The following is a 22,775-nucleotide window of genomic DNA, read 5'->3' as shown; positions in this document are numbered from 1 at the left end:
CTTCCACGTTAGTCTGGAGTGTCATGCTCGACTTCGATCCCTCCGCCGACATCCAGGCCCTGCGTTCCACGTTCGCCGACATCAAGGCCGTGGTCGACGTCGAGGCACTCAACGCCGACATCGCCCGACTCAGCGAGGAGGCCGGCGCCCCCAACCTGTGGGATGACGTCGAGAAGGCACAGAAGGTCACCAGCGCCCTCAGCCACCGCCAGGCAGAGCTCAAGCGCATCACAGACGTCGAGCAGCGCCTCGACGATCTCGATGTGCTCGTCGAGCTCGCCAACGAGATGGACGACGAGGACTCCGCCGAAGAGGCGCGCCACGAGATCGCGGAACTCGAGGACATCGTCAGCCAGCTCGAGGTGCAGACGCTGCTCGACGGCGAGTACGACGAGCGCTCGGCGGTCGTGACGATCCGCTCCGGCGCGGGCGGCGACGACGCGACCGACTTCGCCGAGATGCTCATGCGCATGTACCTGCGCTGGGCGGAGCGTCACAAGTACCCGGTGAAGGTCATGGACACCTCGTACGCCGAGGGCGCCGGCATCAAGTCGGCGACGTTCGAGATCGACGCCCCCTATGCGTACGGCACGCTGTCGGTGGAGGCCGGCACCCACCGCCTCGCGCGCATCAGCCCGTTCGGCTCGGCGGACAAGCGGCAGACCTCGTTCGCCGCGGTCGAGGTCATCCCGGTGATGGAGGAGGCCGTCGAGGTCGACATCCCCGAGAACGACCTGCGCGTCGACGTCTTCCGCTCGTCCGGCCCGGGCGGCCAGTCGGTCAACACCACCGACTCTGCGGTGCGCCTGACGCACATCCCCAGCGGCATCGTCGTGTCGATGCAGAACGAGAAGTCGCAGATCCAGAACCGCGCCGCCGCCATGCGCGTGCTGCAGACTCGCCTGCTCCTGCTGCAGCGCGAGAAGGAGGCGGCGAAGAAGAAAGAGCTCGCCGGCACCATCACCGCGAGCTGGGGCGACCAGATGCGCTCGTACTTCCTGTACGGTCAGCAGCTCGTCAAGGACCTCCGGACGGGGCACGAGGTCGGCAATCCGGCGATCGTCTTCGACGGCGACCTGGACGGCTTCATCTCCGCCGGCATCCGCTGGCGCAAGCGCAAGGACGACGACGACTGATCCAGCCCGCACTCGGCGAACCGATGCGCAAACGATGAGTGTCGCTGGACCGGGGCCGGTGGCGTCCGCATAGGCTCGTTAGGCCATGATCCGGTTCGAAAACGTCACGAAGCGCTTTCGCGGCACTTCCAAGCCCGCTCTGAGCGATGTCGATTTCGAGGTGCTGCGCGGGGAGTTCGTCTTCCTCGTCGGTGCGTCGGGCTCCGGCAAGTCGTCCTGCCTGCGTCTGATCCTCCGCGAGGAGACGCCGTCCGAAGGGCGTGTGGTCGTCCTCGGTCGCGACCTGCGCACGCTGTCGAACCGCAAGGTTCCGTACTTCCGGCGCCATGTGGGGGCGGTCTTCCAGGACTTCCGGCTGCTGCCGACCAAGACCGTGTTCCAGAACGTCGCGTTCACGCTGCAGGTCATCGGGTCATCGCGGGGATTCATCCAGCAGGCGGTCCCCGAGGTGCTCGCGCTGGTCGGCCTCGCCGGCAAGGAGAAGAGGTTCCCGCACGAGCTGTCGGGTGGTGAGCAGCAGCGCGTCGCCATCGCCCGTGCGCTCGTGAATCGGCCCCAGATCCTGCTCGCGGACGAGCCGACCGGAAACCTCGACCCCGCGACATCCATCGACATCATGCAGCTGCTCGCGCGCATCAACGCGGGCGGCACCACTGTCGTGATGGCCACGCACGAGGCGGGCTTCGTCGACCAGATGCAGCGCCGCGTCATCGAGCTGCGCCACGGCGAGATCATCCGCGACGAGCGCCACGGCGGCTACGGGGACCGGTCGAGCCTGCCGAGCCTCGCCCCGGAGCCGGAGCGCGGCGCCGCCGCGGTCGCCGCCCTCACCGCGGTGCTCGAGGTGCAGCGCGAGGCCGCGATCGCGGCCGCCGCGGGCCTCGATCCGACGGCCGTGCAGGATGACGAGGAGCTCGTCGGCGTGCAGCCGGATGCCGCGTCGCCGGCCGCCGGTGTCGCGGCGGCTGCGGCCGCCGCAGCCGCGGCGGTCGCCGTCACGGCCGCGGAGGCCCAGCAGGCGGAGGGTCTTGCACAGGCCCTCGAGGAGCCGGTCGTCGAACCCGCGCCCGCGGCCGAGGCATCCGCCCCCGCGAAGCCCACCCACACCCAGCCGATCCCGCTCGTCGACGCCGTCGAGCTGCAGGTCGAGGAGCTCGGTCTTGCCGATCGGCTCGGCCTCGGCGCCACCGATCCCGACGACGAAGTGGGGCCCACCTCATGAGGTTCGGACTCATCATGTCGGAGGCTTTCACGGGCCTCCGGCGCAACGTCTCGATGGTCGTCTCGGTGGTGCTGGTCACCTTCGTGTCGCTCACGTTCGTCGGTGCGGCGATCCTCATGCAGATGCAGATCGGCACGATGCGCGACTTCTGGGTCGAGCGCGCGCAGGTCGCGGTCTACATGTGCACCAGCATCTCGACGCCTGCGACATGCTCGAACGGCGAGGCGTCGCCCGAGCAGGTCGAAGAGGTGCGCGCGAAGCTCGAAGGCAGCGCGCTGGCGCCTCTCATTCGCGACCTGACGTTCCTCGACCACCAGCAGGCGTACGACGAGCTGCTGCAGATCGCCGGCGAAGAGAACGCGAGCGTGATCACGCCCGATCAGGTCAACGAGACGTTCCGCATCACGCTGGTCGACCCCGAGCAGTCGGACGTCATCATCGAGGCCTTCAGCGGCATGCAAGGGGTCGAGCTGGTCAAAGACCAGATGCAGTACCTCGATCCGCTGTTCTCGGCCCTGACCATCGCCACCTACATCGCGGTCGGCATCGCCGTGCTCATGCTGATCGCCGCAGTGCTGCTGATCGCGACGACCATCCGCCTCTCCGCCTTCGCGCGAAGGCGGGAGCTGGGGATCATGCGCCTGGTCGGGGCATCCAATCGCTTCATCCAGACGCCGTTCATCCTCGAGGGTGTCATCGCGGCGCTGCTCGGGTCGATCCTCGCCAGCGCCGCCGTGATCGCCGGCGTGCATTTCGGCGTCAACAACTACCTGCGCAACCGCGTCGACTTCGTCACGACCTGGGTCGGAATGGCCGACGCGTGGCTCGTGGTGCCCGTCCTGATCCTCGTCGGTGTGGTGCTCGCCGCGCTGTCGGCGAGCTTCGCGATCCGCAGGTGGCTGCGCGCGTGATCGTCCACCCCGTCGCGGGGGTAGACTGACAGGCTGCCGTCCGACGTTTCGGCATCAGCGAGGAGACATCATGCCCAGGGAACGCGGGGAGAAGGTCGTGGCGACCAATCGTCGCGCGCGCCACGAGTACGCGATCGAGAAGACCTACGAGGCCGGCCTCGTGCTGACCGGCACCGAGGTGAAGTCCTTGCGGGAAGGCCGCGCCAACCTCTCGGATGGCTACGCGTACATCGACAACGGCGAGGCGTACCTGGACGCCGTGCACATCCCGGAGTACTCGCAGGGTCACTGGACGAATCACTCGTCCAAGCGCACGCGCAAGCTGCTGCTGCACAAGGAGGAGATCGTCAAGCTCTCGCACGCGATCTCGGCAGGCGGCTACACGCTCATCCCTTTGAAGCTCTACTTCTCGGACGGCCGCGCCAAGGTCGAGATCGCGGTGGCCAAGGGCAAGCGCGAGTTCGAGAAGCGTCAGACGATCCGCGAGCGCGAAGACAAGCGCGAGGCCGAGCGCGCCATGCGCTCGCGCAACCGCCTCGGCGAGTAGAGCCTCAGCTCACGGCATCCGCAGCATCCGCGCCGTGCGCGGCGCTGTCGCTGAACGCCGTCTTCGGGACGAAGCACAGCAGCACCGCGGCGGCGAGCGCGGTCACGCCGCACACCACCCACACCGTGACGTAGCCCGAGAACGATCCCGCAGTGCCCTCGGTCGCCGCGCCGGTCGCGCCGTGCAGCAGCGCGATGCCGAACACGCACGAGGCGATCGCACCGCCGACGGTCTTCACCGAGTTCGTGAGACCCGTCGCGACACCGGTCTGGGTGGGCGGCGCCGCGGATGCCGCCGCCGCCGGCAGCGCCGCGACGAGGGCTCCCGATCCGAGGCCCACGATCACCATGTTCACGATGATCTGCGTGTAGGTGTCGTGGAACGGCAGGAACATGAGGAACCCGATGCCGACGAGCGTCGCCGCCCCGATGAGAGTCAGCCGGGGCGCGGTGAGCCGGGCGATGAGCGGGAACAGCAGTGCGCCCGTGATCATCGCGATGAGGTAGACGCCGATGATGAGCGAGGTCTGGAAGCCGGTCGTGCCCAGGCCGTATCCGTACACCGCCGGGTCGGTACGGGCGAAGGTCGACAGCGGGGCCTGCGCGCCGAGCACGCTCACACCGAACAAGCCCGCCGTGAGGAAGACGGGCCCGAGGGCGGGGGAGCGGAACATCCGCACATCGATGAGCGGATCGTCGTGCCGCAGCTCCCACAGCGCGAAGGGCACCACGAGCAGCACCCCGAGAACCGTGACGAGCCAGGCGATCGGATCAGCCGGGCCGTTGAGGCGCAGCAGGCTGAGTCCGCCGGTGAAGGCGACGAGTGCGAGCGAGATGAGCACCAGGCCGACGTTGTCGAGGCGGCCGCCGGTGGGCTCGGGCGACTCCTTGACTCCGAACAGGATCACGAAGAAGCACGCGACGACGAGCAGAGCGGGCACGAGCAGCACGATCCACAGCGGCAAGCTGTCGATGAGCATGCCGCCCACGAGGGCGCCGGCGATGGCGCCGGTCTCGAGCGCCGCCACGAGGAATCCGGCGGCTCGCGCCGTGATGGTCGCCCGGCCCTCCATGCGCCGAGAGCGCGACCAGATCAGCGCGATCTCCAGAGGCAGCCACACGACGTAGAACCCCTGGACGGCCCACGCCGCGAGGAAGACGCCGAACGAGTCGGTGAACGGCAGGACGAGGGATGCTGCGGCCGTGATCGCCGTCGAGATCACCAGCATCCGCTTGTGTCCGACCATGTCGCCGAGCTTCGCGAATGCGGGGACGACGAGCGCCGAGAGCATGAGCTGGGTGCCCTCGAGCCAATTGACGTCGGCGTCGTGCACTCCGAGGTGACGGGCGATGTCGGTGAGCATGGGCGTGTAGAAGCCCTGGATCACACCGCTCGTGAACTCGACGAACGCGAGGAAGCCGACGACTCCCGCGAGCGCGCCGATGGTGACGCGTGAGGACACGGCGCTGCGCGTCATCGGTGCTCCTTCGCTCGGGCCCCAGACCCGGTCACTGCTGCACACCGCCCCCGGGCATGCCGAAGGCGGTGCGAATCACTCTAAGCGCTGGAGGAGGGTGCGATGGAACAGCTCGCCCCGCTCGAGCGCCGCGATCTCGACGCGCTCGTCGACGCCGTGGATCGACGCGCGCTGCGCCTTGCTCATCTCCAGTGGCGCGAAGCGGTAGACCGCCGGCGAGAACCGGTGGAAATGCCGCGAGTCTGTGGCCGCCATCATCACGTACGGCACGGTCGCTGCGCCGGGGTGCGACACCTTCACCGCGTCCGTGATGAGCGCGAACTGCGCGTTCTCCGTCGACGACTCCGGGGACGGTCCGTCGCCCTCGAGCATCTCGACCTTCACGTGCCGGTCGGCGATCCGCTTGCGGACCCGCTTCACGGTGCTCGCGACCGACTCGCCCAGTGCGATGCGCAGGTTGAGCGTCGCCGTCGCCTGCGAGGGGAGGACGTTCGCAGCCGTTCCGCCGGACTGCATGGTGGCGGCGACGGTCGTGCGCACGAGCGCCGCGGGCTCGCCGCCCATCGCGGTGAAGGCGCGCGCGGTGAGCCACGGTGCCCTCGACAGCAGCCGGTACAGAGCGTGAGGGATGCCGCCCGTCCGGGTCGCGAAGAGCTCGAGCATGCGCGTGACCGCCGCCGGCGTGCGTGCAGGGAACGTCTGGGGCGACAGCCGCTCGACGGCGCGCGCGATGCGCCGGACGGCGGTGCGGGCGGGAGGAGCGGACGCGTGCCCGCCCTCGCCGCGGGCGCTCAGACGGAGCGTCAGCACGCCTTTCTCGCCCACGCCCACCATGGCGGCCGTGCCGCGGACGAAGGGCAGCGGCGCGTCCACGACGGCACCTCCTTCGTCGAGCACGAGCCACGGCTCGATGCCGCGCTCCCGCAGCGTCTCGGCGATGATGCGGGCGGCACCACCGAAAGTCTCCTCGTCGCCTCCGAACGACAGGTACACGTCGCGCGCGGGCGTGAAGCCCGAGGCGAGCAGGTTCTCGACGGCATCCATCACGACGACGAGCGGTCCCTTGTCGTCGAGCGCGCCGCGGCCGTACACCCAGCCACGATCGATGCGCCCCTCGAACGGCGGGTGGGTCCAGGCGTTGCTCTCGTCGACCGGGACGACGTCGAAGTGCGCCATCAACACCGTCGGCTGCTCTTCGGCGCGCCCGCGCCACCGGTACAGGATCCCCAGCTCGCCGATGCGCTCGCGCTCCAGGTGCTCGTGGACGAGCGGGTAGAGCTCGACGAGCACGTCGGCGAACGCATCGAACGGCCCCTGCCCGCGTTCAGCGCGCTCCGCCGAGACGGTGGGCAGCTGGATCATGCGCGACAGTCGCTCGGCGATGCCCGCGCGGGGCACGACGTCGGCAGGGCTCATCGGGCGGCGAACCGGGCCTCGACGGCTGCCGAGATCACGATGTCCTCGGGCTGGAGCTGCACAGCGGGCCCCCCACCCGCAGCGTCCGAGGCGAACGACGCCTTCGCCATGAGCATGCGGGGCGCCGGTGCCGTCTCGGGGCGGCTCTGCTGCGTCAGCAGTCCCACGTCAGCGAGCTCGACGGCGGTGACATCGGCGAGGCCGAGCGCCCCGGCGTACGCGCTCGCTCGCCCGACGGCCACTCCCACGGCCTGCGTGGCGACTTCCCGTTCCACGGATGCCTTCGTCTCGGGGGTGAGCTTCCACTCGATCCAGCCCAGCTGCACGCCCTCGCGCTCGGCGACCTCGCCGGCCCACCACGACAGCACAGCGAAGTCGGTGAACGTGACGGAGAAGTCCACGGTCGCATAGTGCACCGGTGCCAGGCGCTTGCCCTCGTTGTTCCAGGGGCGTTCCGACCACACCGACACGCGTTGGCTCGTCCACTCGGTGACGGTGCCCGCGGACTTCCGCGAGGCGAGGTCGTCGCGCACCGGCTGGGTGAGCGCGGCCATGCGCTCGACGACGGCGCCGCGCTCGGGTCCTTCGGCGCGGATGGTCAGGTGCGCGATCGCGCGCTCGGGGGCGATGCGGGTCTCGTGCTCCCCGCGAACCGTGATGACGACGTCGCTCATCCTCAGACCCTAACCCGTGACCGGTGGGTCAATCGGGGAAGATCTGCCCGACCGGAAGGCGCTTCTCGGCCTGGAACGCATCCTCGGTGCGTCCGTACGCCCAGTACGCCGACAGCGACAGGTCGGCCCGCGCGACGCCGCGGTCGAGCAGGAGCGGCCGCAGCGACTTCATCGCACCTCGCTCACCATGTGCGAAGACCTGCACGCGGCCGGCCGGCCACGCCGCAGCATCCACTGCCGCGACGAGCCGCGCGCCGGGAGCGTCGTGGTCCTCGTCGACCCACTGGACGACGGCGCCCGACGGCACCTCGATCCGGTGCGCGGCCGACCGCGTCTCGATGATCGTCGTCACCGCGGCTTCCGCGGGCAGCGCCTCGAGCGCGGACCAGATCGCAGGGATCGCCGACTCGTCGCCGATCAGCACGTGGTGATCTGCGGTGAGGTCGGGGGAGTAACCCGCTCCGGGGGACGACATCGTCAGCCGATCGCCGGGTTTCGCGTTCGCGGCCCACGGCCCGGCGATGCCGGTGTCACCGTGCACGACGAAGTCGATCTCGATGGTGCGGGCTGCGGCATCCACACGCCGGATCGTGTAGGTGCGGATCGTCGGAAGCTCGTCGAACGGCACCGTCTCACGCAGCGTGGCGAGATCGTACGGCGGCTCGAGGGCGCTGCCCGCCGGAGGGAAGTACAGCTTCGCGTACTTGTCGGTCTCGGGCCGGTCGGCGAAGTCGGCGAACTCGTCGCCCGCCAGCGTCACCCGCACCAGGTCGGGCGAGAGCCAGGCGCTCCCGGTCACGAACAGGGTGGTCTGCGGGCGCGCGGCGCGAGGTGAGGTCACCCTTACATGCTAGAGAACGGATGCTGCGATCCGGCTTCGCGTCCAGGAATGGCGGGGACGCAGCATCCGTTGTATTCTGATGTGCTCGGATGCTTCGGCGCCCGAGTGTTGACAATTCCACAGTGTGACAGCGGCCCTTCGCGAGAAGGACACCTCTGAAGAGGTAACGGGGATGATCGGTTTCGACATCGCCTGTGAATCTGCGTGAAGCGGGCCGAGGATGCAGGGTTATCTCGTAAACGCTCCTTGCAAACCAATAACTGCCGAAAAGAAGCAGTCCGCGTTCGCCCTCGCTGCCTGAGCAGCGAGCCCGACGCCGTCAATCCGTGACTGATCCCGTCACGGGTATTGGCGTCATCTAGGGATCTTGCTGCGTGACGTCGCCTGAGCGTCGCGTGGGACTCTTTTCAGGATGGGCTTGTCGACTTAGGTGTCTGTGACAAAGGTCGGAGCCGAGTAGAACGATTTCACAGACTGCGCCCGGAGAAACCGCAGTTACCCAGCGATGGACGGGGGTTCGATTCCCCCCATCTCCACAGCCGTTGTCACGGAGTTGAAGCCCCGCGATCCCTTCTAAACATTGGCATCGCGGGGCTTTCCTCGTCCTGCGGAGTGGCGGCCGCGAGCGACATTGCGAGGGATCCTTCCGTCGCCCACGGCCGTGTCGAGGATGCCGGCGAGCACTCCGAGCGCTCGATAGACGACGCTGGCCGATCGCGGGCTGGCGCGTGCCTTGGCGCTCTTCGTACGGGTCGTCGTCGCGGTTCCCTCGGACAGCTCCCGGATCCATTGCTCCACGTGTGATGCGCGGGTATCCCCGATCCGAACGTCGCCCCACCGAGGGAGGACGTAGACCCGCCACGACGTGTTCATAGAGCTGAACGAGGATGCCTTGAGCGCGTGCTTTTTGTTGCGCAGCCACTCGACGCCCAGCGCGCCGACCGTGATACGCGCCTCACCCGGGTCGGTGTACGAGCCGTTCGAGCGCGAGACCTCGGTGTTGGCGAGATACGGCTCGGCGTCCTTCTCGGTGCGGAAGCACTTCGGGGTCAGGGTAGCGCCGATCGCTGACGCCGTCGGGTGCGCCGGAGCGACACCAGCGTGTCTTGTGGATAGCTGGCGCTCTTTGCAGGATCGAGCAAACTCGGCAGGTGAGCGCCATGCCGTGGGCACCAGGGGGTGCAGTTTTCCGTCGGAAGCCCTGAACGGAGGGCGGTTGTTGTCCGCGCGTCAAACGGCTCCACCGGGGAGAATCACCAGATGCATTACCGATTCGCCAACGACTACGGTGCTCGCTGGCCGTTCTGGGCTGCCGATGGGCTGTGCGCGGACGGGGACCCCGCGCTTCCGCCACAGCTCGAGCGCGAGGTTAGGGATTGGGCGGACCGGTTCGAGCAGCTCTTCGATTGGCAGCAGGGCTGGCCGGACCAGGCCACCGCTGACGGACATCGCGCTGAAGGAGAGCGCTTGTACGGCGAGGTTCAACGCGCGCTACCCGAAGCCACCATCACGTTCCACTATTGGGAGATCAGTTACCGCGCCGCTCCTTGAGCGGTCCGCACGCGGGCTCACACGCCGTGAGGCTCGTGGGAGAGGGCGAGAGCTGAGATGACGGTTGCGGTGTTCTCGGTCAGCGCGGCGACAGCGACGTGCGCCATCTGCTTGATGTCGCCGTCACGGACGGCGACGGTCGGCACTTGCGTCATGTGCGGCCGGTAGCCCGCACGCCAGTAGTCGGGGTCGGCCGCCGCAAAACCGGGCATGACTTCCAGGAGATCGGCGAGGCGCTCATGCATCTCGTGAAGGTCGGCGGACTCCACGAGCTGAACAGGGACGGTCGGATCGCGACCGAACATCGCAGGAGCTGCGAAGCGAACCGACAGCTGTTCGTAGTCAGCGCACCCTTTACTCACCGCGCGGGCGAGTCCCTCGCCGTGATCCGTGACTGCGAAGTTTGATGCCAACGTGACGTGTGCTGGCCACTCGCGACGGTCAAAGATCGCTCCGACGTCGACTGGGCGAAAAAGTGCGACCACGACGAAGAGTTGCTGCGCTGCGACCTTCTCCACGTACCCAGTGTTCCCGATAGGCCTCGGAATGTCGTGCGTTTGCCGGTCGCTCAGCGCCCGCAAGCAACCCGGCGGTGCATCACGCGTCGCGGCGCCAGTCGGTGACTTCGGGGTCGGCGACGAACCCGGCCGCGAGGTAGGTCGCGACCGCGCCCACGTTAGAGCTTTCTGCGCAAACCGTGACGCTCGACGAACCCATCTCGCGCAGTGTCGCCGCGGCAGCCCGCGACATGACTGCGCCGTAACCACGCCCGCGGTGCTCTTGATGAACTCCCAACGGTTCGATGAGTCCTGGACGCGCGGCACCGCTGGACCACACTGCGGAGACCGCGACCGGGTGGTCCTGTTCGTCGCGCAGCAGAAGGATACGCCCGGCGTCAAAGAATGGAGCGTTCGCAGCCGCACACCATCCGTCGACGAAGTTGCGAAGCCGCTTGTGGGCATGGGTGTCCCGCGGAAAGCCGACCAATGAACCGACACCCATTCCGCCGTGCGCTCCGGCTCGACAATCTCAACGCGCAGATCGGGAACCTCGACAGGCTCTGCAAGACTCCGACGAAGTGGTGTCCACGGCTCGTCGGGCAGCCACCCGCGCTTCATGAGTTCTTCCCCGAGAGCGGCGGCGCCGCGCGCCTCGATCGTCGCGCTTCCGGGCTCCAAGACACCGGCTGTCGCATCACCGACGTCCGCCGAGATTCGAGAAGCGAGAGAGGCGTCCTGGCACCGCGCCGGGTCTATCGCGAACCGCAGCAGGTCGGGGCCATCGAGCAGTGCGACCGCGACAATGGTGTCCCCGTCGGACCACACGCGCATTCCGGCGGCGGTGGCGGCGGATCCTCGCAGTGAGTACCATCCGAGATCGCCCGGATGCAGATGCAATGGTCCATCATCGTCCTGCCACCCGCCCAGGACGCGGCCGATGTATTCGAGCTCTCGGCGGTCCGGCGTTCTCGCGTTCCCGTACATGAGCCCTCGTTTCCCAGCCGCACAAGCGATGCATCGTTACGTGACCACCGCGGCCACCGCGAACACGAGGCTTCGCGCAATCGTCGAAAGCACCCAGATTAGCCCCGGGCCGCTGATCGAAAGGCAATCGGCATCGTTTGCGGAACTAACTACCCCAAGTCCGCAGGTGGGTCCTTCCGCGTGCAGACGACGAAACGCGGCCACGCCCGTCAAGGCGCGAGTACGTCTTGACGGTCCAGTCGCCGTTCCAGGAGGAGCGGCGCGGAGCGGAACCCCGCTTTCACATACAGTTGCGCCGCAGCTTCGTTCGCACTCACGGTGACCCTGAGAATGCCGCGTTCGTCTGCCGCCTCAAGCAGAGAATCTACAAGTGCCCGCCCCACGCCGTGCTGTCGAAACTCCGGCAGAACGAAGACGCTCTGAATATCGCCTGTCGAGCGGCTGCGATCGTGGAAGTCGGGCACGCGGTCGAAGATCACAAGCCATGCCATGCCCACCAGGGCGCCGTCTCGCTCCGCCACCCGAGCGATCAGCGAGTCTCCTTCAGCTGTCATCCACGAAGCGATGTCGTTCGAGAACGAACGCATTTCCTCGGGCCCAGGATGGTTCGGGCGCCCCGCCCACGCAACCTTCAGCACGGCGAGCGCCGCTGCGTCTTCCGTCGTCGCGTTCCGTACCACCACACCTGTCACGAGATGAGCATCGCGAAGGCTCCGCACGCTCGCAAGCCGGTCCCTGATCGGTCGCTAGTGTGACCTCGTGTCGCGGATGACGGCCTCGACGCGATCGGCGAGTGCCGAGACGGTCTCGCGGCCGTCCAGTTCGAGCGTTGCTCCCGCCCTGAGGAGCGGTTCGACATCCCGGAGGTTGCGTGAGATCTCTTCACGCTCTTCGCCCGTTGTGCCGTACGGGTTATTGACGCGTGCCGAGACGCGTTCCAAGAGCACGCTGAGTGGTGCGGTCAGGAGGATGATCGCGTCGAAGTTGTCGTAGAACCGCACCTGGTTCTCGACCGTCCCGGAAACGATGACAGGGCCCCCATTCGCCAGCAGTGCGGCCATGCGCGGCTCATCCCACGTGCCGTCACCCTGCGTCCAACCGTCGTAATCGGTGTCGACCGCTTGGTGGCCGCGACGTCGGAGCTCATCGAGAAGCGTCGTCTTGCCCGCCCCAGACATGCCGGTGACAAGAATGCGGCTCACGCTCAAGACGCTAGCCGACCTGGTGAATCGGGCGCTGACCGGGTCCCTCACCGTACTGACTCTGGCTGCTGTCGGAGCCCTGTCGTTCCACCTTGGCGGGGGGAGGGAATCGTGCTGGCGCATCAGCCATGTCGCCACGAGCGCGTCGCATGCCAGCCGAGAACGGTGGCTGCGCGCGAGGTGTCGAACCCGCCTCTGTGGTCTGGGAAGTCCCCGTGGCGAGTCGCGCCCGGGAGGTGGCGGGCCAGCAAGTCGCTCGTCGGAGTTTCTGAGAGCGTGTCGTCGCTTGCGATCACTACCGCTTCGTATCCGCGGTGCTCGGGTCGAGGCTGCAGGGCGAGCACGCATGCTCGAGCGGCGTCCTCGAGGTGGATCCAGCCCCACAGGCTCGCGGCGCCGTCGGCGTCGCTGCGGGTGCGGGCGACATGCTCGGCCTCGCCGGAAGTGAGGATCCAGTGCGGCCTCAGCGCCGTGACCGTCATTCCGCGTCGCGCGTACATCTCGCCCATGCGCTCAGTGAAGTCCTTCGTCAGCGCGTACGGGTCAACAAAGGCGAGCGGCGTCGACTCATTCACCGGGAGGGTCGAGAAGAGGAGCGGCTCAGGCGAGAATGACGTGCCGTAGATGGCGCCGCTCGAAACCAGCACAGCAGTGCTGATGCCCGCCTCCCACGCCTGCTCCAGCGCGTTGAAGCAGGCCATCGTGTTGTTGCGGACGAGTTCGCTGGGCTCGGTGTGCTCCGGGGAAGGGATCGCGGCGCAGTGGATGATCGCGGTCGCGCCTTGCATCGAACGTGCCACCTCGTCCGCGTCGGCCAGATCCACGGAGGATGGTCCTTGCAGATCAGCCTCCAGAACGCGGACGCCGGCCGCGAGCAACTGGCGGCACACCTCGCGCCCGAGCTTGCCCTGCGAACCACTCACCCACACCACCGCGGCTTCGGGCGCGGCGGCCGTCGATGATTGCGGGGTGGAGCGCCTCATGCGTCGACCTTAGGACGCGCCGGCTCACTTGGCCGGTCGCTCAGCGCGCGTCGTCGCTGAGGCTCCGGGACCACGCGACTTCGCGGTCGAGTTGACCCGTCTCAACGAAGAGAAGCACCTGGTGCGTGTCCGGCAGAGTCGCCGCGAGTTGCTCACGGTCGGCGCGGGTGAAGCCGAGGTTCTGCCAGAACGGCCCGGACCGTCGCGAGAACAGCCACGCGCGCGTAGCGCCGGCTTCGTGCGCTCGCTCCAAGGCAAACTTCGCAAGACGCGATCCCGCCCCAGCGGATCGGCGCTGCTGCGCCACCGCCACGCTTCGGATCAGGGCGTGCTTCCGATTTGCGCTTAGCTCGAATCCCGCGCTGCCGACGATCTCCCCACATTTGTCGCGCTCGATCCAGAGTTGGACAGTGGGGGCTTCGAGGCCTGCAAGTGTCAGATCGGCTTCACGAAGGAACGCGCGAATCTCCTCGAGATCGACATCCGATACTCGCTCGATCTTCACAAGCCAATTGTCGCCGGTCCGGTCGACCTGGGCCGCATCGCGTCGCCCGATGCGCGCTCCCTTGTCGGTCGGCTCGATAGAGCGCTCAGACCCAAATGGTCGTCGCCAGTCATCTCCCAGGTGCGCGCGGTACTCTGGGCGAGATAGGCGAACTTCTCATTCGTCTCGCCCCGGCTGTGTGGTAACAGTCGGGGCTTCTTCTTTGTGTGGACGGCTCGACTCATCCGAGTTGGCCTCGCGCCCTGTCCCGTGAGGTGTCCTCCTTCGAAGGAGGTTCGAGGCCGACGCTAGCTCGACGCCAACCGGAGAGCCCTAGCCGTGTAGTAGTCGACCGTCCCGTTGGCGTCCTCGACACCGAAGACCCACTTGCCGGACGGAGTTGCCCGGACGCCGATCACAGTGCCGCGTGCGCCCTGGGTGAAGACGTCGTCCCCGGGTTTGAACGCGTAGTCGGTCATGCGGCCGAGCATACGTGGATTCTGCCCCCGTGCTCGTCGTGGGCGACATCAATCCCGCAGTGCTCCGGCCCGGCTCCAGCGTCACAGGCAAAGCGCGCAAAGCGTTCGAGTTGCAGGACCAGGGGCAGGAGATCGAGGTCGAGACCGAGGGCGACTTTCTGCGTTGCCTCGACGGAAGCACGTTGGAAGGGGCCGAGGTACTTCCTACCGAAACGGAGCCTTCCGTTTGAGGCGATCGCTCGATCCATATCCGTGCAGTGCCCGTAGGCCGGTCCTCGGCGAGCGGCGTTTCAGGCTGGGTAGCTTGATCTCTCGGCGGATTGCGCAGGGACGGCGGTTTCTGCCAGATTGGCGAGCAGCTGGAGGCGCTCGTGGCTGGGGGTTCCGGGTTCGGCGGAGAAGACGATCATCTGGAGTCCGCGGTCGGACGCGAGGTCCATGGCTTGGAAGGTGAGGTCGAGATCGCCGACGACCGGATGGTGGATCAGTTTGAGGCCGGTGCGGTGCTCGCGGACGTCGTGGGCTCCCCAGAGCTTTCGGAACAGATCGCTTCGGGTTGAGAGCTCGCCGACAAGCCCCGTCAGTCGACGGTCGTAGGGGGAGCGGCCGGCCTCGGTGCGAAGGACAGCCACTATCTGACGTGTCTGCGCTTCCCATTCCCGGTAGAAGGACCGCGCCCTCGGGTCGAGGAAGATGAACCGGGCGGCGTTGGCCGGGTGCGGGCCGTCATCGAGCATCTCAGAGTAGAGCGCTCGCCCGAGCCGGTTGGTGGCGACGGCATCAAGACGGCCGTTCTGCACGTAAACGGGCACCGTCGACATCGCGTCGATCGTCTGCCTCGCACCGGGCGTGAGTTGCGACGTGCGGGTGGTCTTCGCTCGCCGTTGTGGGTGGGTGCCGGCATTCGCGGCGCGGATCAGGTCATACAGATGGGCGTGCTCGGCTTCGTCGAGCTGCAGGGCGCGGCTGACGCCGTCGATGACGGCTTCGGAAACCCCCGCGGCGTTGCCACGCTCCAGCCGCTTGTAGTACTCCGCGCTCATCCCGGCCACCAGTGCGACTTCTTCCCGGCGGAGTCCGGGCACCCGACGGCGGCCGCCGAAGTCCGGCAGCCCCACCTGCGACGGCGTGAGCTTGGCGCGCCGCGTGGTGAGGAAGTCGCTGATCGCGTCCGAGGCATCCATCTTTCGAAGTTACGCCGACTCGGGGCGCGTAGGGGGTTCCTGTCGGGCCACCCATAGACAGGGCCACGCTCACCCGGCGGAAGAAGCGTTGACTCGAACCATCAGCCGCAGAACGAACGGCGACATTCGAGAAAGGCACACACCACCCGTGAAGAACGCACACCTGGGATCCCTCGAGGTCTCTCGCATCGGCCTTGGTGCGATGACGATGGCCGGCACCTACACGACGGGTGGAGCGCTCGACAACGACGAGTCCGTCCGCACCATACACCGCGCCCTGGACCTCGGCGTCACCCACATCGATACCGCGGAGATCTATGGTCCGTACCTCAGCGAGCAGATCGTCGGCCAAGCACTTCGCGGACGACGCGACCAGGTGAAGATCGCCACCAAGTTCGGGCTCGTCTCACACTCCGGCGGCGGACCCGGTGTCACAGACAGCGCCCCGATGAACGTGAAAGCCGCGGTCGAAGGGTCCCTGCGCCGTCTCGGTACCGACCACATCGACCTGTACTACCAGCACCGCGTCGACTCGAACATGCCCATCGAAGACACCGCAGGTGCCGTCGCTGACCTGATCGCCGAAGGCAAAGTGCTCCACTTCGGACTGTCCGAAGCATCCGCACAGACCATTCGCCGGGCGCACGCCGTACAGCCCGTTTCCGCCCTCCAGACCGAGTACTCGCTGTGGACCCGCGACGTGGAAGCTGAGATCCTTCCTCTGCTGCGCGAGCTCGGCATCGGGTTCGTTCCCTATTCACCCCTCGGTCACGGGCTGCTCACCGGGCAAATCCGCTCCGCTGCCGACATCCCCGACGACGACTGGCGCAAGACCAACCCCCGGTTCGTGGGCGAGAACTTCACCCGCAACCTCCGCCTCGTCGACGAGGTCCGTGCCATCGGTGCCGAGATCGGAGCCACCCCCGCACAGACCGCGCTGGCGTGGATCCTCACCCGAGGAGACGACATCGCCCCAATCCCCGGGACACGGCGAGTCGCGCGTGTGGAGGAGAACACCGCAGCCGACGCCCTCGAGCTGACTCAGGAGCAGGCCGATCGCCTCAGCGCGCTCGAACCCGCCGCCGGTGAACGACACGACCAAGCCAACATGGCCTCGATCGACCGGTGATCGGGGCAGACCTCCGCAGCTCGGGCTGGGTTCGTCAACGAGCGTCTGGAGGGGTTGCTCGGCCTACCGTGACGCCGCACTTTGGACGGATGCTCGCCCCGGGCAAGGTGCGATCGCAACCCGGTCCATCAGTGAGCTGGCCTAGGCCGGAGCCGCCGTGCCGGTCAGCTCGAGCCTCACCAGGGGGTGCCGCGCAGGTCGATTTCGCCGGCCGGCCAATCGCGTCCCCGGATGGGGAAGACCAGCAGTGGACCGTCGGACGACACCACCGTCGACCGCGGATCCTGCATCGATGTGTGACGCTCGACGGCTCGCACTCGTTGCCACCCGGCGCTCTCGTAGAACGGAATGACTCCCTCTCGGCAACCGAGGTAGCCGAACTGTATTCGCTCGTCCTCCCACATCGCTTCCTGCGCGCGACGCATGAGGCGCCGACCAAGCCCGCTGCCGCGCGCAGCCTCGTCTACCAAGACGCCGCCTGTGCCGGCGACCGTGACTTCCGCTTCCCCGACGGTGAGCGTCCGGGTCTGAAACCCGACGTGGCCCACCAGCGCAGAGCCCACGAAGGCGAGGATGTGCACGCTGGCAGGCGAGTATCCGTAGGGCCGATCCGGATCCCACCCTCCGTACTCTGCGAGGTACTCCCGGTCGAACAACCCCCGCAGAGCGGAGAGTTGTGAGGCGGTCAGTGCGCCATGCGACACGACGCGGAATTCCTCAGGCATCGGGCAAGCCTAAACGGGCGGTACCTGCCGAGACACAGCCCACTCACGTCTTTCGCGCCACCGCAGCCGCACCGATCAACCCACCCGCAGATGCCAGCAGCACGAGAGCTCCGGCGATCATTGCGATCTCAACGGCCATCGGCAACTCCAACGCCACCGACAGGACGCAGAGAACAACGGCGGCGCGGGGCTCCGGCGGATCAAAGCTGCAGCCGTCGCTGGTCCGGATGACGCTCCGTCCACGGTGTTCTGCCAAGTTCCCGGACTTCCTCCGGCCCGCCGCCCGCGCGCCATTCGTGACGACCAGACGCGGATGCCGCGGCTCTCGCCTGCCGCGGCATCCGCTGCCCTGCGCTCGGGAGGGGCGGTCAGGCCCCAGAGATCCAGACGGTCGCCTCGCCCGGGAGCTCGCGACCCTCGACGTGGTGGCTCGAGAGCGACATCGCGCCTCCGTCAGGCAGATCGTACGGTGTCTCACCGAAGTTGGTGAAGACCGTCCACCCGTTCGGACGGCGGAAAGCCAGCACGTCCTCGCGACCGGTGTCGATCCACTCCAGCGATTCGCCGGTCTGCAGCAGCCGGCGCAGCGCGAGGGCTTGGCGGTAGAGCGCGAGCGTCGAGCGCGGGTCGTCCTCCTCTACCGACACCGCGAGATCCGCGAACCACTCGGGTTGCGGCAGGTGGGCGCCGCCGTCGCCGAAACCGAGGGAGGACCCCGAAGCCGACCACGGCAGCGGAACGCGGCATCCGTCCCGTCCGATGTCCTCGCCGGGGCTGCGGAAGAAGGTCGGGTCCTGGCGCTGGGAGTCGGGGATCGCGGCCACTTCGTGCAGGCCCAGTTCTTCGCCCTGGTAGACGTACGCCGAACCCGGCAGACCCAGCACGAAGAGCGTCGCGGCGCGGGCGCGGCGCAGTCCGCGCTCGGTGTCGAGCACCGGCGACGTACCGCCCGACAGCAGCCACTCGTTGCCGTGCTTGCGCGTGGGGCGTCCCTTGTCGTCGCGCTCGACGTCGGGCAGTCCGTAACGCGTGGCATGACGCACCACGTCGTGGTTCGACAGCACCCACGTCGTCGACGAGCCCGACTTCCCGGCGAGCGCGAGGTTGTCCCCGACGATCCGGCGGAACTGCGTGGCGTCGAAGTCTGCCTCGAGCAAGTCGAAGTTGAAGGCCTGGCCCAGGCTCTCGGCGCGCGCGTACAGCGGGATGCGGGAAGGCTCGACCCACGCCTCGGCGACGGCGGTGCGCGGCGGGTCGTAGGAGTCGAACACCTCGCGCCACTCCGCGTACACCTCGTGCACATCGTCGCGGTCGATCATCGGGTGGTTGCCGTCGCGAGGCATCGCGTCGAGCTCGGCCTGCGAGGGGAGGGGATCGACGAAATCCTTTGTGAGCATGTGCGCCACGTCGATGCGGAAGCCGTCGACACCCCGGTCCGACCAGAAACGCAGCGTCTTCACGAAGTCGGCGCGCACCTCCGGGTTCGACCAATCGAGGTCGGGCTGCTCGACCGCGAAGTTGTGGAAGTACCACTGCCCGTCGGCCACGCGCTCCCAGGCCGAGCCGCCGAACACCGACACCCAGTCAGCGGGTGGCTCGGAGCCATCCGGCCCGGATCCGTCGCGGAAGATGTACCGTGCGCGAGCGGCCGAGCCTCGGCCGGCCGCGAGTGCCTCCTGGAACCATTCGTGCTGATCCGACGTGTGGTTCGGCACGATGTCGACCACCACCTTGATGCCCGCGCCGTGCAGCGCCCTGAGCATCTCATCGAAGTCCTCGAGCGTGCCCAGGCGAGGGTCGACGTCGCGGTAGTCGGCGACGTCGTAGCCGCCGTCAGCCAGCGCCGACGGGTAGAACGGGCTCAGCCAGACCGCGTCGATCCCCAGCTCTTTCAGGTAGGGCACGCGCGAGGTGACGCCTCGGATGTCGCCGATGCCGTCGCCGTCGGCATCCGCGAAGCTCCGCGGATACACCTGGTAGACGACCGCCTGACGCCACCAATCGGGGGTCGTGAGGTCATTCAGCTTTGCGGTCAGCGGTGCGGAGTGCACAGTCGTCACGGAGACGCGTTTCCTTTCGAGGTGATTCTTCGGTGGAGAGTGGGATGCCGCGGCCTCAGCCCTTGACGGCTCCCTGGGTCACGCCTTCCATGACCCATCGCTGGGTGAACAGATAGACGATGATCGCGGGCGCCATCGCCATGAGGTACGAGGCGAACGACACGTTGTAGTTGTTGCTGAACTGGGTCTGGAAGATGTTCTGGACGACCGGAAGCGTCTGCGATGCGGGGTCCGAGATGATGAGCGACGGCATCATGAAGTCATTCCACGATGCCAGGAATGCGAAGATCCCGACAGTGGCACTCATCGGCGCGAGCAACGGGAAGATGAGCCGCCAGAACGTCTGCCACGTCGTGGCGCCGTCGATGCGAGCGGCCTCTTCGAGCTCACCGGGGATCGACCGCAGGAACGCCGTGAACAGCAGGATGCTGAAGCTCAGCTGGAACATGATGTGCAGGATCGTCACGCCCACGGGATTGTCGAGCCCGGCGAGTCCCGTCAACTGGATCTGGGGGAGCGCCACCACCGGGAACGGCAGGAACATCGCCGCCAGCAGGTAGTAGAACGAGTAGCGGAAGAGCTTGCGATCCCAGTTGCGCGAGATGGCGAACGACGCCAGCGCGGCCAGGATGATCGTGCCGGCGACGGTGAACGCTGTCACGAGGAGCGAGATGGTGAACGCCCGTGGGAAGTCGGTGAGCTCCCAGGCGGCGACGAACCCTTCGATGCTCCACGGTGCCGGAAGCGAGAACGCATTGCCGTCGACGGCCTGACCCTGCGTCTTGAACGCCATCGTGATCGTGACGTACAGCGGGATCAGGACCGTGAAGGCGCAGAGGATCAGCACGATCGTGCCGGACCAGTTCACGCGCTCCGTCGCGAAGCGCGAGCGGGCGGGCTTGCGGACGGCGTCGCCGTCGAGCACGCGTTCGGCGTTGATGTCCTCGACGGCGAGGGCTGCTTGCGTGGTCATCAGAACACGTTCCTTCCGCGAGTGAGACGGAGTTGGAGGAGGGAGAGGATCAGCGCGATGACGAAGAAGATCGTGGCGTTGGCCATCTGGTAGGCGTAGTCGCCACCCGAGAAGCCGGTGAAGATCGTCATCGCGATGCTGCGGGTGGCGGTGCCGGGGCCGCCGTTGGTGAGGCCGACGATGATGTCGTACGCGTTCAGGAAGTTCTTGAAGCCGAGGATGACGTTGATCACGACGTACCCCGCGACCAGTGGCAGCGTGATCCGCAGGAGCTGCTGCATCTTGCCGGCGCCGTCGATGTCGGCCGCTTCGTACACGTCGCCCGGGATGGACAGGAGGCCGGCGATGTAGATGAGGAGCGTGCCGGGGATCGCCTGCCACGCCGTGACGATCACGATCGCGATCCACGCGAGATCCGGATTCGCGAGGATGCTCTCGCTGAGCCATGGGATGCCCCACGCCTGCCCGAGCCCGGGCAGGGAGTTCGAGAACAGGAAGTTGAAGACGTAGGCGATGATGATGCCCGAGATCACCATCGGGATCACGAAGATCGCTCGCAGCCCGGCCTTCAGCCGCACGCGCGAGACGAGCCCGACCGCGAGCAGGAACGCCAGCACGTTCACGACGATGACGGTGACAGCAGCGAAGCCGAAGGTGAACAGATAGCTCTGCAGGATCGCCGGGTCGGTGAAGACGGCCACGTAGTTGATGAGCCCGACGAACTCCCAGTCGCCGAACCCGATCGAGTCGGTGAAGCTGAAGAAGATGCCGATGACCGCCGGGATCGTGATGGCGAGTGTGAACAGGATGAGGGCGGGGAGCAGGAAGAGGTAGTAGACCCCTTCGACGCGTCGGCGCGTGCGCGGCATCGTCGCCGCGCCGGAGCGCCTGCCCGCTTTGGGCACCGTGAGGGTGGCCGTGGTGGTTGCCATGAGTGCGTTCCCTTCGTGTCTGCTATTGGCGCAGCGCCAGCCGAGCCCAGTCGGCGTCGAGGGTGCGCAGTGTGCTCTCGATGTCGGACCCGGTCACGATGCCCTGCATGTAGTTGTCGGTGGGGATGGTCAGCGGGATCGCCTTCGAGGCGCCCTGGTAGAACTTCGCGGAGTCGTAGTACTCCTTCATGCCGAGGATGCGCTCGTCGGTGACCGGTGCAGAGTCGGTGGTGGTGCCGTAGCCGAGGAATGCGGCGTTGTACTCGTCCATCACGTCCTTGCGGAACAGGTAGCTCAGGAAGTCGCGCGCACCCTCCTTCTGATCGGATGCCTCGGGGATCCACGCGGCGAGGTCGATGTTGACCCGCACCTTGTTGTCATCGGGGTCGTCGGTCATCGGCAGCGGGAACGTGCCGAGGTCGAGGTCGGGGTTCGTCTTGTCGATCTCGCCGAACGCCCACGGCCCCTGGAGGTACATCGCCGCCTCGCCCTTCGCGAAGGCGAGGTTGCCGTCGCCGTAGCCCCGGCTCGCGGCATCCGCGTTCGTGTACTCGCTCGTGAGCTGCGTCATCCGCTCGACGGGGTCGGCGAGGGTCTTCTCGAACGACACCGGCGAGTCCGGGCCGACCTCGGTGCCGAGCTCGTTCATCTCGTCGTAGAACGAGGCGACGTCGACCTCACCGCCGACGGCGTAGTCGAACCATCCCTGCCCGACGGTCCACGGGTCCTTGAAGGTGGCGTAGAACGGCGTGATGCCCGCCGCCTTCAGCGCGTCGCAGACCTCGACGAGCTCGTCCCACGTGGTGGGGACCTCGAGCCCCTGTTCGTCGAAGATCTGCTTGTTGTAGATGACGGACGCCGCCATCACCGAGTACGGCAGCACGCTCGTGCGCCCGGGGTAGGTGGCGTACTGGTCGACCAGATCCTGCACCTCGGGGAGGATGCGGTCGGCCTCGGGCATGTCGCTCAGGTCGCTGAGGGCGCCGCGCTCCATGAAGCGCGCCATCTCCATGTTGTAGTTGAGCAGACCGAGGTCCGGCGGGTTGCCGCGCAGGAAGCCCGCCTGCAGGTTCGAAGAGGTGTCGAAGACGACCTCGACCTCGTCTTGGCTCGCGTTGTACTCCTTGATGAGATCGCGGAAGTAGGGGATCGCCTCGGGCTTGCTGAGATGGAACCTCACCTCGGCCGGCCCGGTCGATGCGCCGGAGCACGCGACCAGGGAGGTGCCGAGGATCGCGATGACGGCGCCCGCCGCGCTCGCGCGGCGGAGGAAGACGGATGCTGCAGGCACGTCGTTGTCCTTTTTCCGTGGGTTGTGGGTCTCTTTGGTTCGAAGAGTAGATTTACTCGCCGAATCAAATGGAT

At 67.3% G+C, this 22,775-nt stretch carries 25 protein-coding genes and 1 other RNA gene; 8 read left to right on the top strand and 18 right to left on the bottom strand.

Translation table 11 applies throughout. From position 1 onward, the window contains the following. Window positions 1-23: 23 nt before the first annotated feature. The 4 genes from prfB to smpB all read left to right on the top strand — a co-directional run bounded on the left by prfB (window position 24) and on the right by smpB (window position 3,816). Window positions 24-1,136, top strand: a complete 1,113-nt coding sequence (gene prfB, locus Q9R33_RS11270; protein ID WP_311293775.1) for a peptide chain release factor 2 — start codon at window positions 24-26, stop codon at window positions 1,134-1,136. A gap of 85 nt (window positions 1,137-1,221) precedes the next feature. Further along, on the top strand, window positions 1,222-2,358 hold the full coding sequence (ftsE, locus tag Q9R33_RS11265) for a cell division ATP-binding protein FtsE (RefSeq protein WP_310250603.1): 1,137 nt from the start codon (window positions 1,222-1,224) through the stop codon (window positions 2,356-2,358). Further along, window positions 2,355-3,269, top strand: a complete 915-nt coding sequence (gene ftsX / locus Q9R33_RS11260; protein WP_310250600.1) for a permease-like cell division protein FtsX — start codon at window positions 2,355-2,357, stop codon at window positions 3,267-3,269. Before ftsE ends, ftsX begins: the two co-directional genes overlap by 4 nt. Before the next feature lie 70 nt (window positions 3,270-3,339). Beyond that, the gene (gene smpB / locus Q9R33_RS11255) at window positions 3,340-3,816 is read left to right on the top strand and encodes an SsrA-binding protein SmpB (protein ID WP_045296901.1); all 477 of its coding nucleotides are present in this window, start codon (window positions 3,340-3,342) and stop codon (window positions 3,814-3,816) included. A gap of 4 nt (window positions 3,817-3,820) precedes the next feature. Here smpB and Q9R33_RS11250 read toward each other — a convergent pair whose 3' ends face one another. The 4 genes from Q9R33_RS11250 to Q9R33_RS11235 all read right to left on the bottom strand — a co-directional run bounded on the left by Q9R33_RS11250 (window position 3,821) and on the right by Q9R33_RS11235 (window position 8,224). Next, a complete protein-coding gene (locus Q9R33_RS11250) occupies window positions 3,821-5,293 on the bottom strand; it encodes an MFS transporter (protein ID WP_311293774.1) in 1,473 nt (490 codons plus the stop codon). A gap of 75 nt (window positions 5,294-5,368) precedes the next feature. Further along, on the bottom strand, window positions 5,369-6,709 hold the full coding sequence (locus tag Q9R33_RS11245) for a M20/M25/M40 family metallo-hydrolase (RefSeq protein WP_311293773.1): 1,341 nt from the start codon (window positions 6,707-6,709) through the stop codon (window positions 5,369-5,371). Then, window positions 6,706-7,383: an SIMPL domain-containing protein gene (locus Q9R33_RS11240; RefSeq protein WP_311293772.1), complete on the bottom strand. Its 678-nt coding sequence runs from the start codon at window positions 7,381-7,383 to the stop codon at window positions 6,706-6,708. The genes Q9R33_RS11245 and Q9R33_RS11240 overlap by 4 nt, the downstream gene beginning before the upstream one ends. Window positions 7,384-7,411: 28 nt before the next feature. Beyond that, the gene (locus Q9R33_RS11235) at window positions 7,412-8,224 is read right to left on the bottom strand and encodes a siderophore-interacting protein (protein WP_056367780.1); all 813 of its coding nucleotides are present in this window, start codon (window positions 8,222-8,224) and stop codon (window positions 7,412-7,414) included. Window positions 8,225-8,392: 168 nt separating this feature from the next. Here Q9R33_RS11235 and ssrA point away from each other — a divergent pair. Further along, window positions 8,393-8,763: a transfer-messenger RNA gene (gene ssrA / locus Q9R33_RS11230) on the top strand. 34 nt (window positions 8,764-8,797) lie between these two features. On the opposite strand, the gene Q9R33_RS11225 is transcribed toward ssrA, so the two are convergent. Continuing rightward, the gene (locus tag Q9R33_RS11225; RefSeq protein WP_311293771.1) at window positions 8,798-9,397 is read right to left on the bottom strand and encodes a hypothetical protein; all 600 of its coding nucleotides are present in this window, start codon (window positions 9,395-9,397) and stop codon (window positions 8,798-8,800) included. An 87-nt stretch (window positions 9,398-9,484) separates the two neighbouring features. Between Q9R33_RS11225 and Q9R33_RS11220 the strand changes: the two genes are divergently transcribed. After that, window positions 9,485-9,775: a hypothetical protein gene (locus tag Q9R33_RS11220; RefSeq protein WP_311293770.1), complete on the top strand. Its 291-nt coding sequence runs from the start codon at window positions 9,485-9,487 to the stop codon at window positions 9,773-9,775. A gap of 17 nt (window positions 9,776-9,792) precedes the next feature. Here Q9R33_RS11220 and Q9R33_RS11215 read toward each other — a convergent pair whose 3' ends face one another. From Q9R33_RS11215 to Q9R33_RS11185, 7 genes are all read right to left on the bottom strand, one after another. Then, the gene (locus Q9R33_RS11215) at window positions 9,793-10,293 is read right to left on the bottom strand and encodes a 2'-5' RNA ligase family protein (RefSeq protein WP_311293769.1); all 501 of its coding nucleotides are present in this window, start codon (window positions 10,291-10,293) and stop codon (window positions 9,793-9,795) included. Between the two features lie 79 nt (window positions 10,294-10,372). Beyond that, the gene (locus Q9R33_RS11210) at window positions 10,373-10,777 is read right to left on the bottom strand and encodes a GNAT family N-acetyltransferase (RefSeq protein WP_311293768.1); all 405 of its coding nucleotides are present in this window, start codon (window positions 10,775-10,777) and stop codon (window positions 10,373-10,375) included. Between the two features lie 691 nt (window positions 10,778-11,468). Next, the gene (locus Q9R33_RS11205) at window positions 11,469-11,951 is read right to left on the bottom strand and encodes a GNAT family N-acetyltransferase (protein WP_310247255.1); all 483 of its coding nucleotides are present in this window, start codon (window positions 11,949-11,951) and stop codon (window positions 11,469-11,471) included. Between the two features lie 54 nt (window positions 11,952-12,005). After that, window positions 12,006-12,461 carry an AAA family ATPase gene (locus tag Q9R33_RS11200; protein ID WP_310247252.1) on the bottom strand — a complete coding sequence of 152 codons (456 nt, stop codon included), beginning with the start codon at window positions 12,459-12,461 and terminating at the stop codon, window positions 12,006-12,008. A 122-nt stretch (window positions 12,462-12,583) separates the two neighbouring features. Next, a complete protein-coding gene (locus tag Q9R33_RS11195) occupies window positions 12,584-13,444 on the bottom strand; it encodes an NAD(P)-dependent oxidoreductase (protein ID WP_311293767.1) in 861 nt (286 codons plus the stop codon). A gap of 40 nt (window positions 13,445-13,484) precedes the next feature. Then, window positions 13,485-13,949 (bottom strand): GNAT family N-acetyltransferase, encoded by a 465-nt coding sequence (locus tag Q9R33_RS11190; protein ID WP_310247246.1) that lies wholly within the window; start codon window positions 13,947-13,949, stop codon window positions 13,485-13,487. 287 nt (window positions 13,950-14,236) lie between these two features. Continuing rightward, window positions 14,237-14,407, bottom strand: coding sequence for a hypothetical protein (locus tag Q9R33_RS11185; RefSeq protein ID WP_310247243.1), 171 nt, complete (start codon window positions 14,405-14,407; stop codon window positions 14,237-14,239). Window positions 14,408-14,436: 29 nt separating this feature from the next. Between Q9R33_RS11185 and Q9R33_RS11180 the strand changes: the two genes are divergently transcribed. Then, the gene (locus Q9R33_RS11180; protein WP_310247241.1) at window positions 14,437-14,637 is read left to right on the top strand and encodes a hypothetical protein; all 201 of its coding nucleotides are present in this window, start codon (window positions 14,437-14,439) and stop codon (window positions 14,635-14,637) included. Between the two features lie 60 nt (window positions 14,638-14,697). Here the strand turns inward: Q9R33_RS11180 and Q9R33_RS11175 are convergent, their stop codons facing one another. Next, window positions 14,698-15,591, bottom strand: a complete 894-nt coding sequence (locus tag Q9R33_RS11175) for a helix-turn-helix transcriptional regulator (RefSeq protein ID WP_056367758.1) — start codon at window positions 15,589-15,591, stop codon at window positions 14,698-14,700. A gap of 148 nt (window positions 15,592-15,739) precedes the next feature. Here Q9R33_RS11175 and Q9R33_RS11170 point away from each other — a divergent pair, with 148 nt between their 5' ends. After that, entirely contained in the window at window positions 15,740-16,720 is a 981-nt protein-coding gene (locus tag Q9R33_RS11170; RefSeq protein WP_056367757.1) for an aldo/keto reductase, read from the top strand. A gap of 176 nt (window positions 16,721-16,896) precedes the next feature. Here the strand turns inward: Q9R33_RS11170 and Q9R33_RS11165 are convergent, their stop codons facing one another. From Q9R33_RS11165 to Q9R33_RS11145, 5 genes are all read right to left on the bottom strand, one after another. Beyond that, a complete protein-coding gene (locus Q9R33_RS11165) occupies window positions 16,897-17,445 on the bottom strand; it encodes a GNAT family N-acetyltransferase (RefSeq protein WP_310247230.1) in 549 nt (182 codons plus the stop codon). Between the two features lie 368 nt (window positions 17,446-17,813). Continuing rightward, window positions 17,814-19,505, bottom strand: a complete 1,692-nt coding sequence (locus Q9R33_RS11160; protein ID WP_311293766.1) for a glycoside hydrolase family 13 protein — start codon at window positions 19,503-19,505, stop codon at window positions 17,814-17,816. Window positions 19,506-19,560: 55 nt separating this feature from the next. Beyond that, the gene (locus Q9R33_RS11155) at window positions 19,561-20,478 is read right to left on the bottom strand and encodes a carbohydrate ABC transporter permease (RefSeq protein WP_311293765.1); all 918 of its coding nucleotides are present in this window, start codon (window positions 20,476-20,478) and stop codon (window positions 19,561-19,563) included. Further along, window positions 20,478-21,410, bottom strand: a complete 933-nt coding sequence (locus tag Q9R33_RS11150) for a carbohydrate ABC transporter permease (RefSeq protein WP_056367750.1) — start codon at window positions 21,408-21,410, stop codon at window positions 20,478-20,480. Before Q9R33_RS11150 ends, Q9R33_RS11155 begins: the two co-directional genes overlap by 1 nt. 22 nt (window positions 21,411-21,432) lie before the next feature. Next, a complete protein-coding gene (locus Q9R33_RS11145; protein ID WP_056367748.1) occupies window positions 21,433-22,701 on the bottom strand; it encodes an ABC transporter substrate-binding protein in 1,269 nt (422 codons plus the stop codon). Window positions 22,702-22,775 lie beyond the last annotated feature (74 nt).

Source organism: Microbacterium sp. PRC9 (genome assembly GCF_031844125.1).
GTDB lineage: Bacteria > Actinomycetota > Actinomycetes > Actinomycetales > Microbacteriaceae > Microbacterium.
Note: the sequence above shows the minus strand (reverse complement) of the source record. Positions and strands in the feature narration are given on the sequence as shown.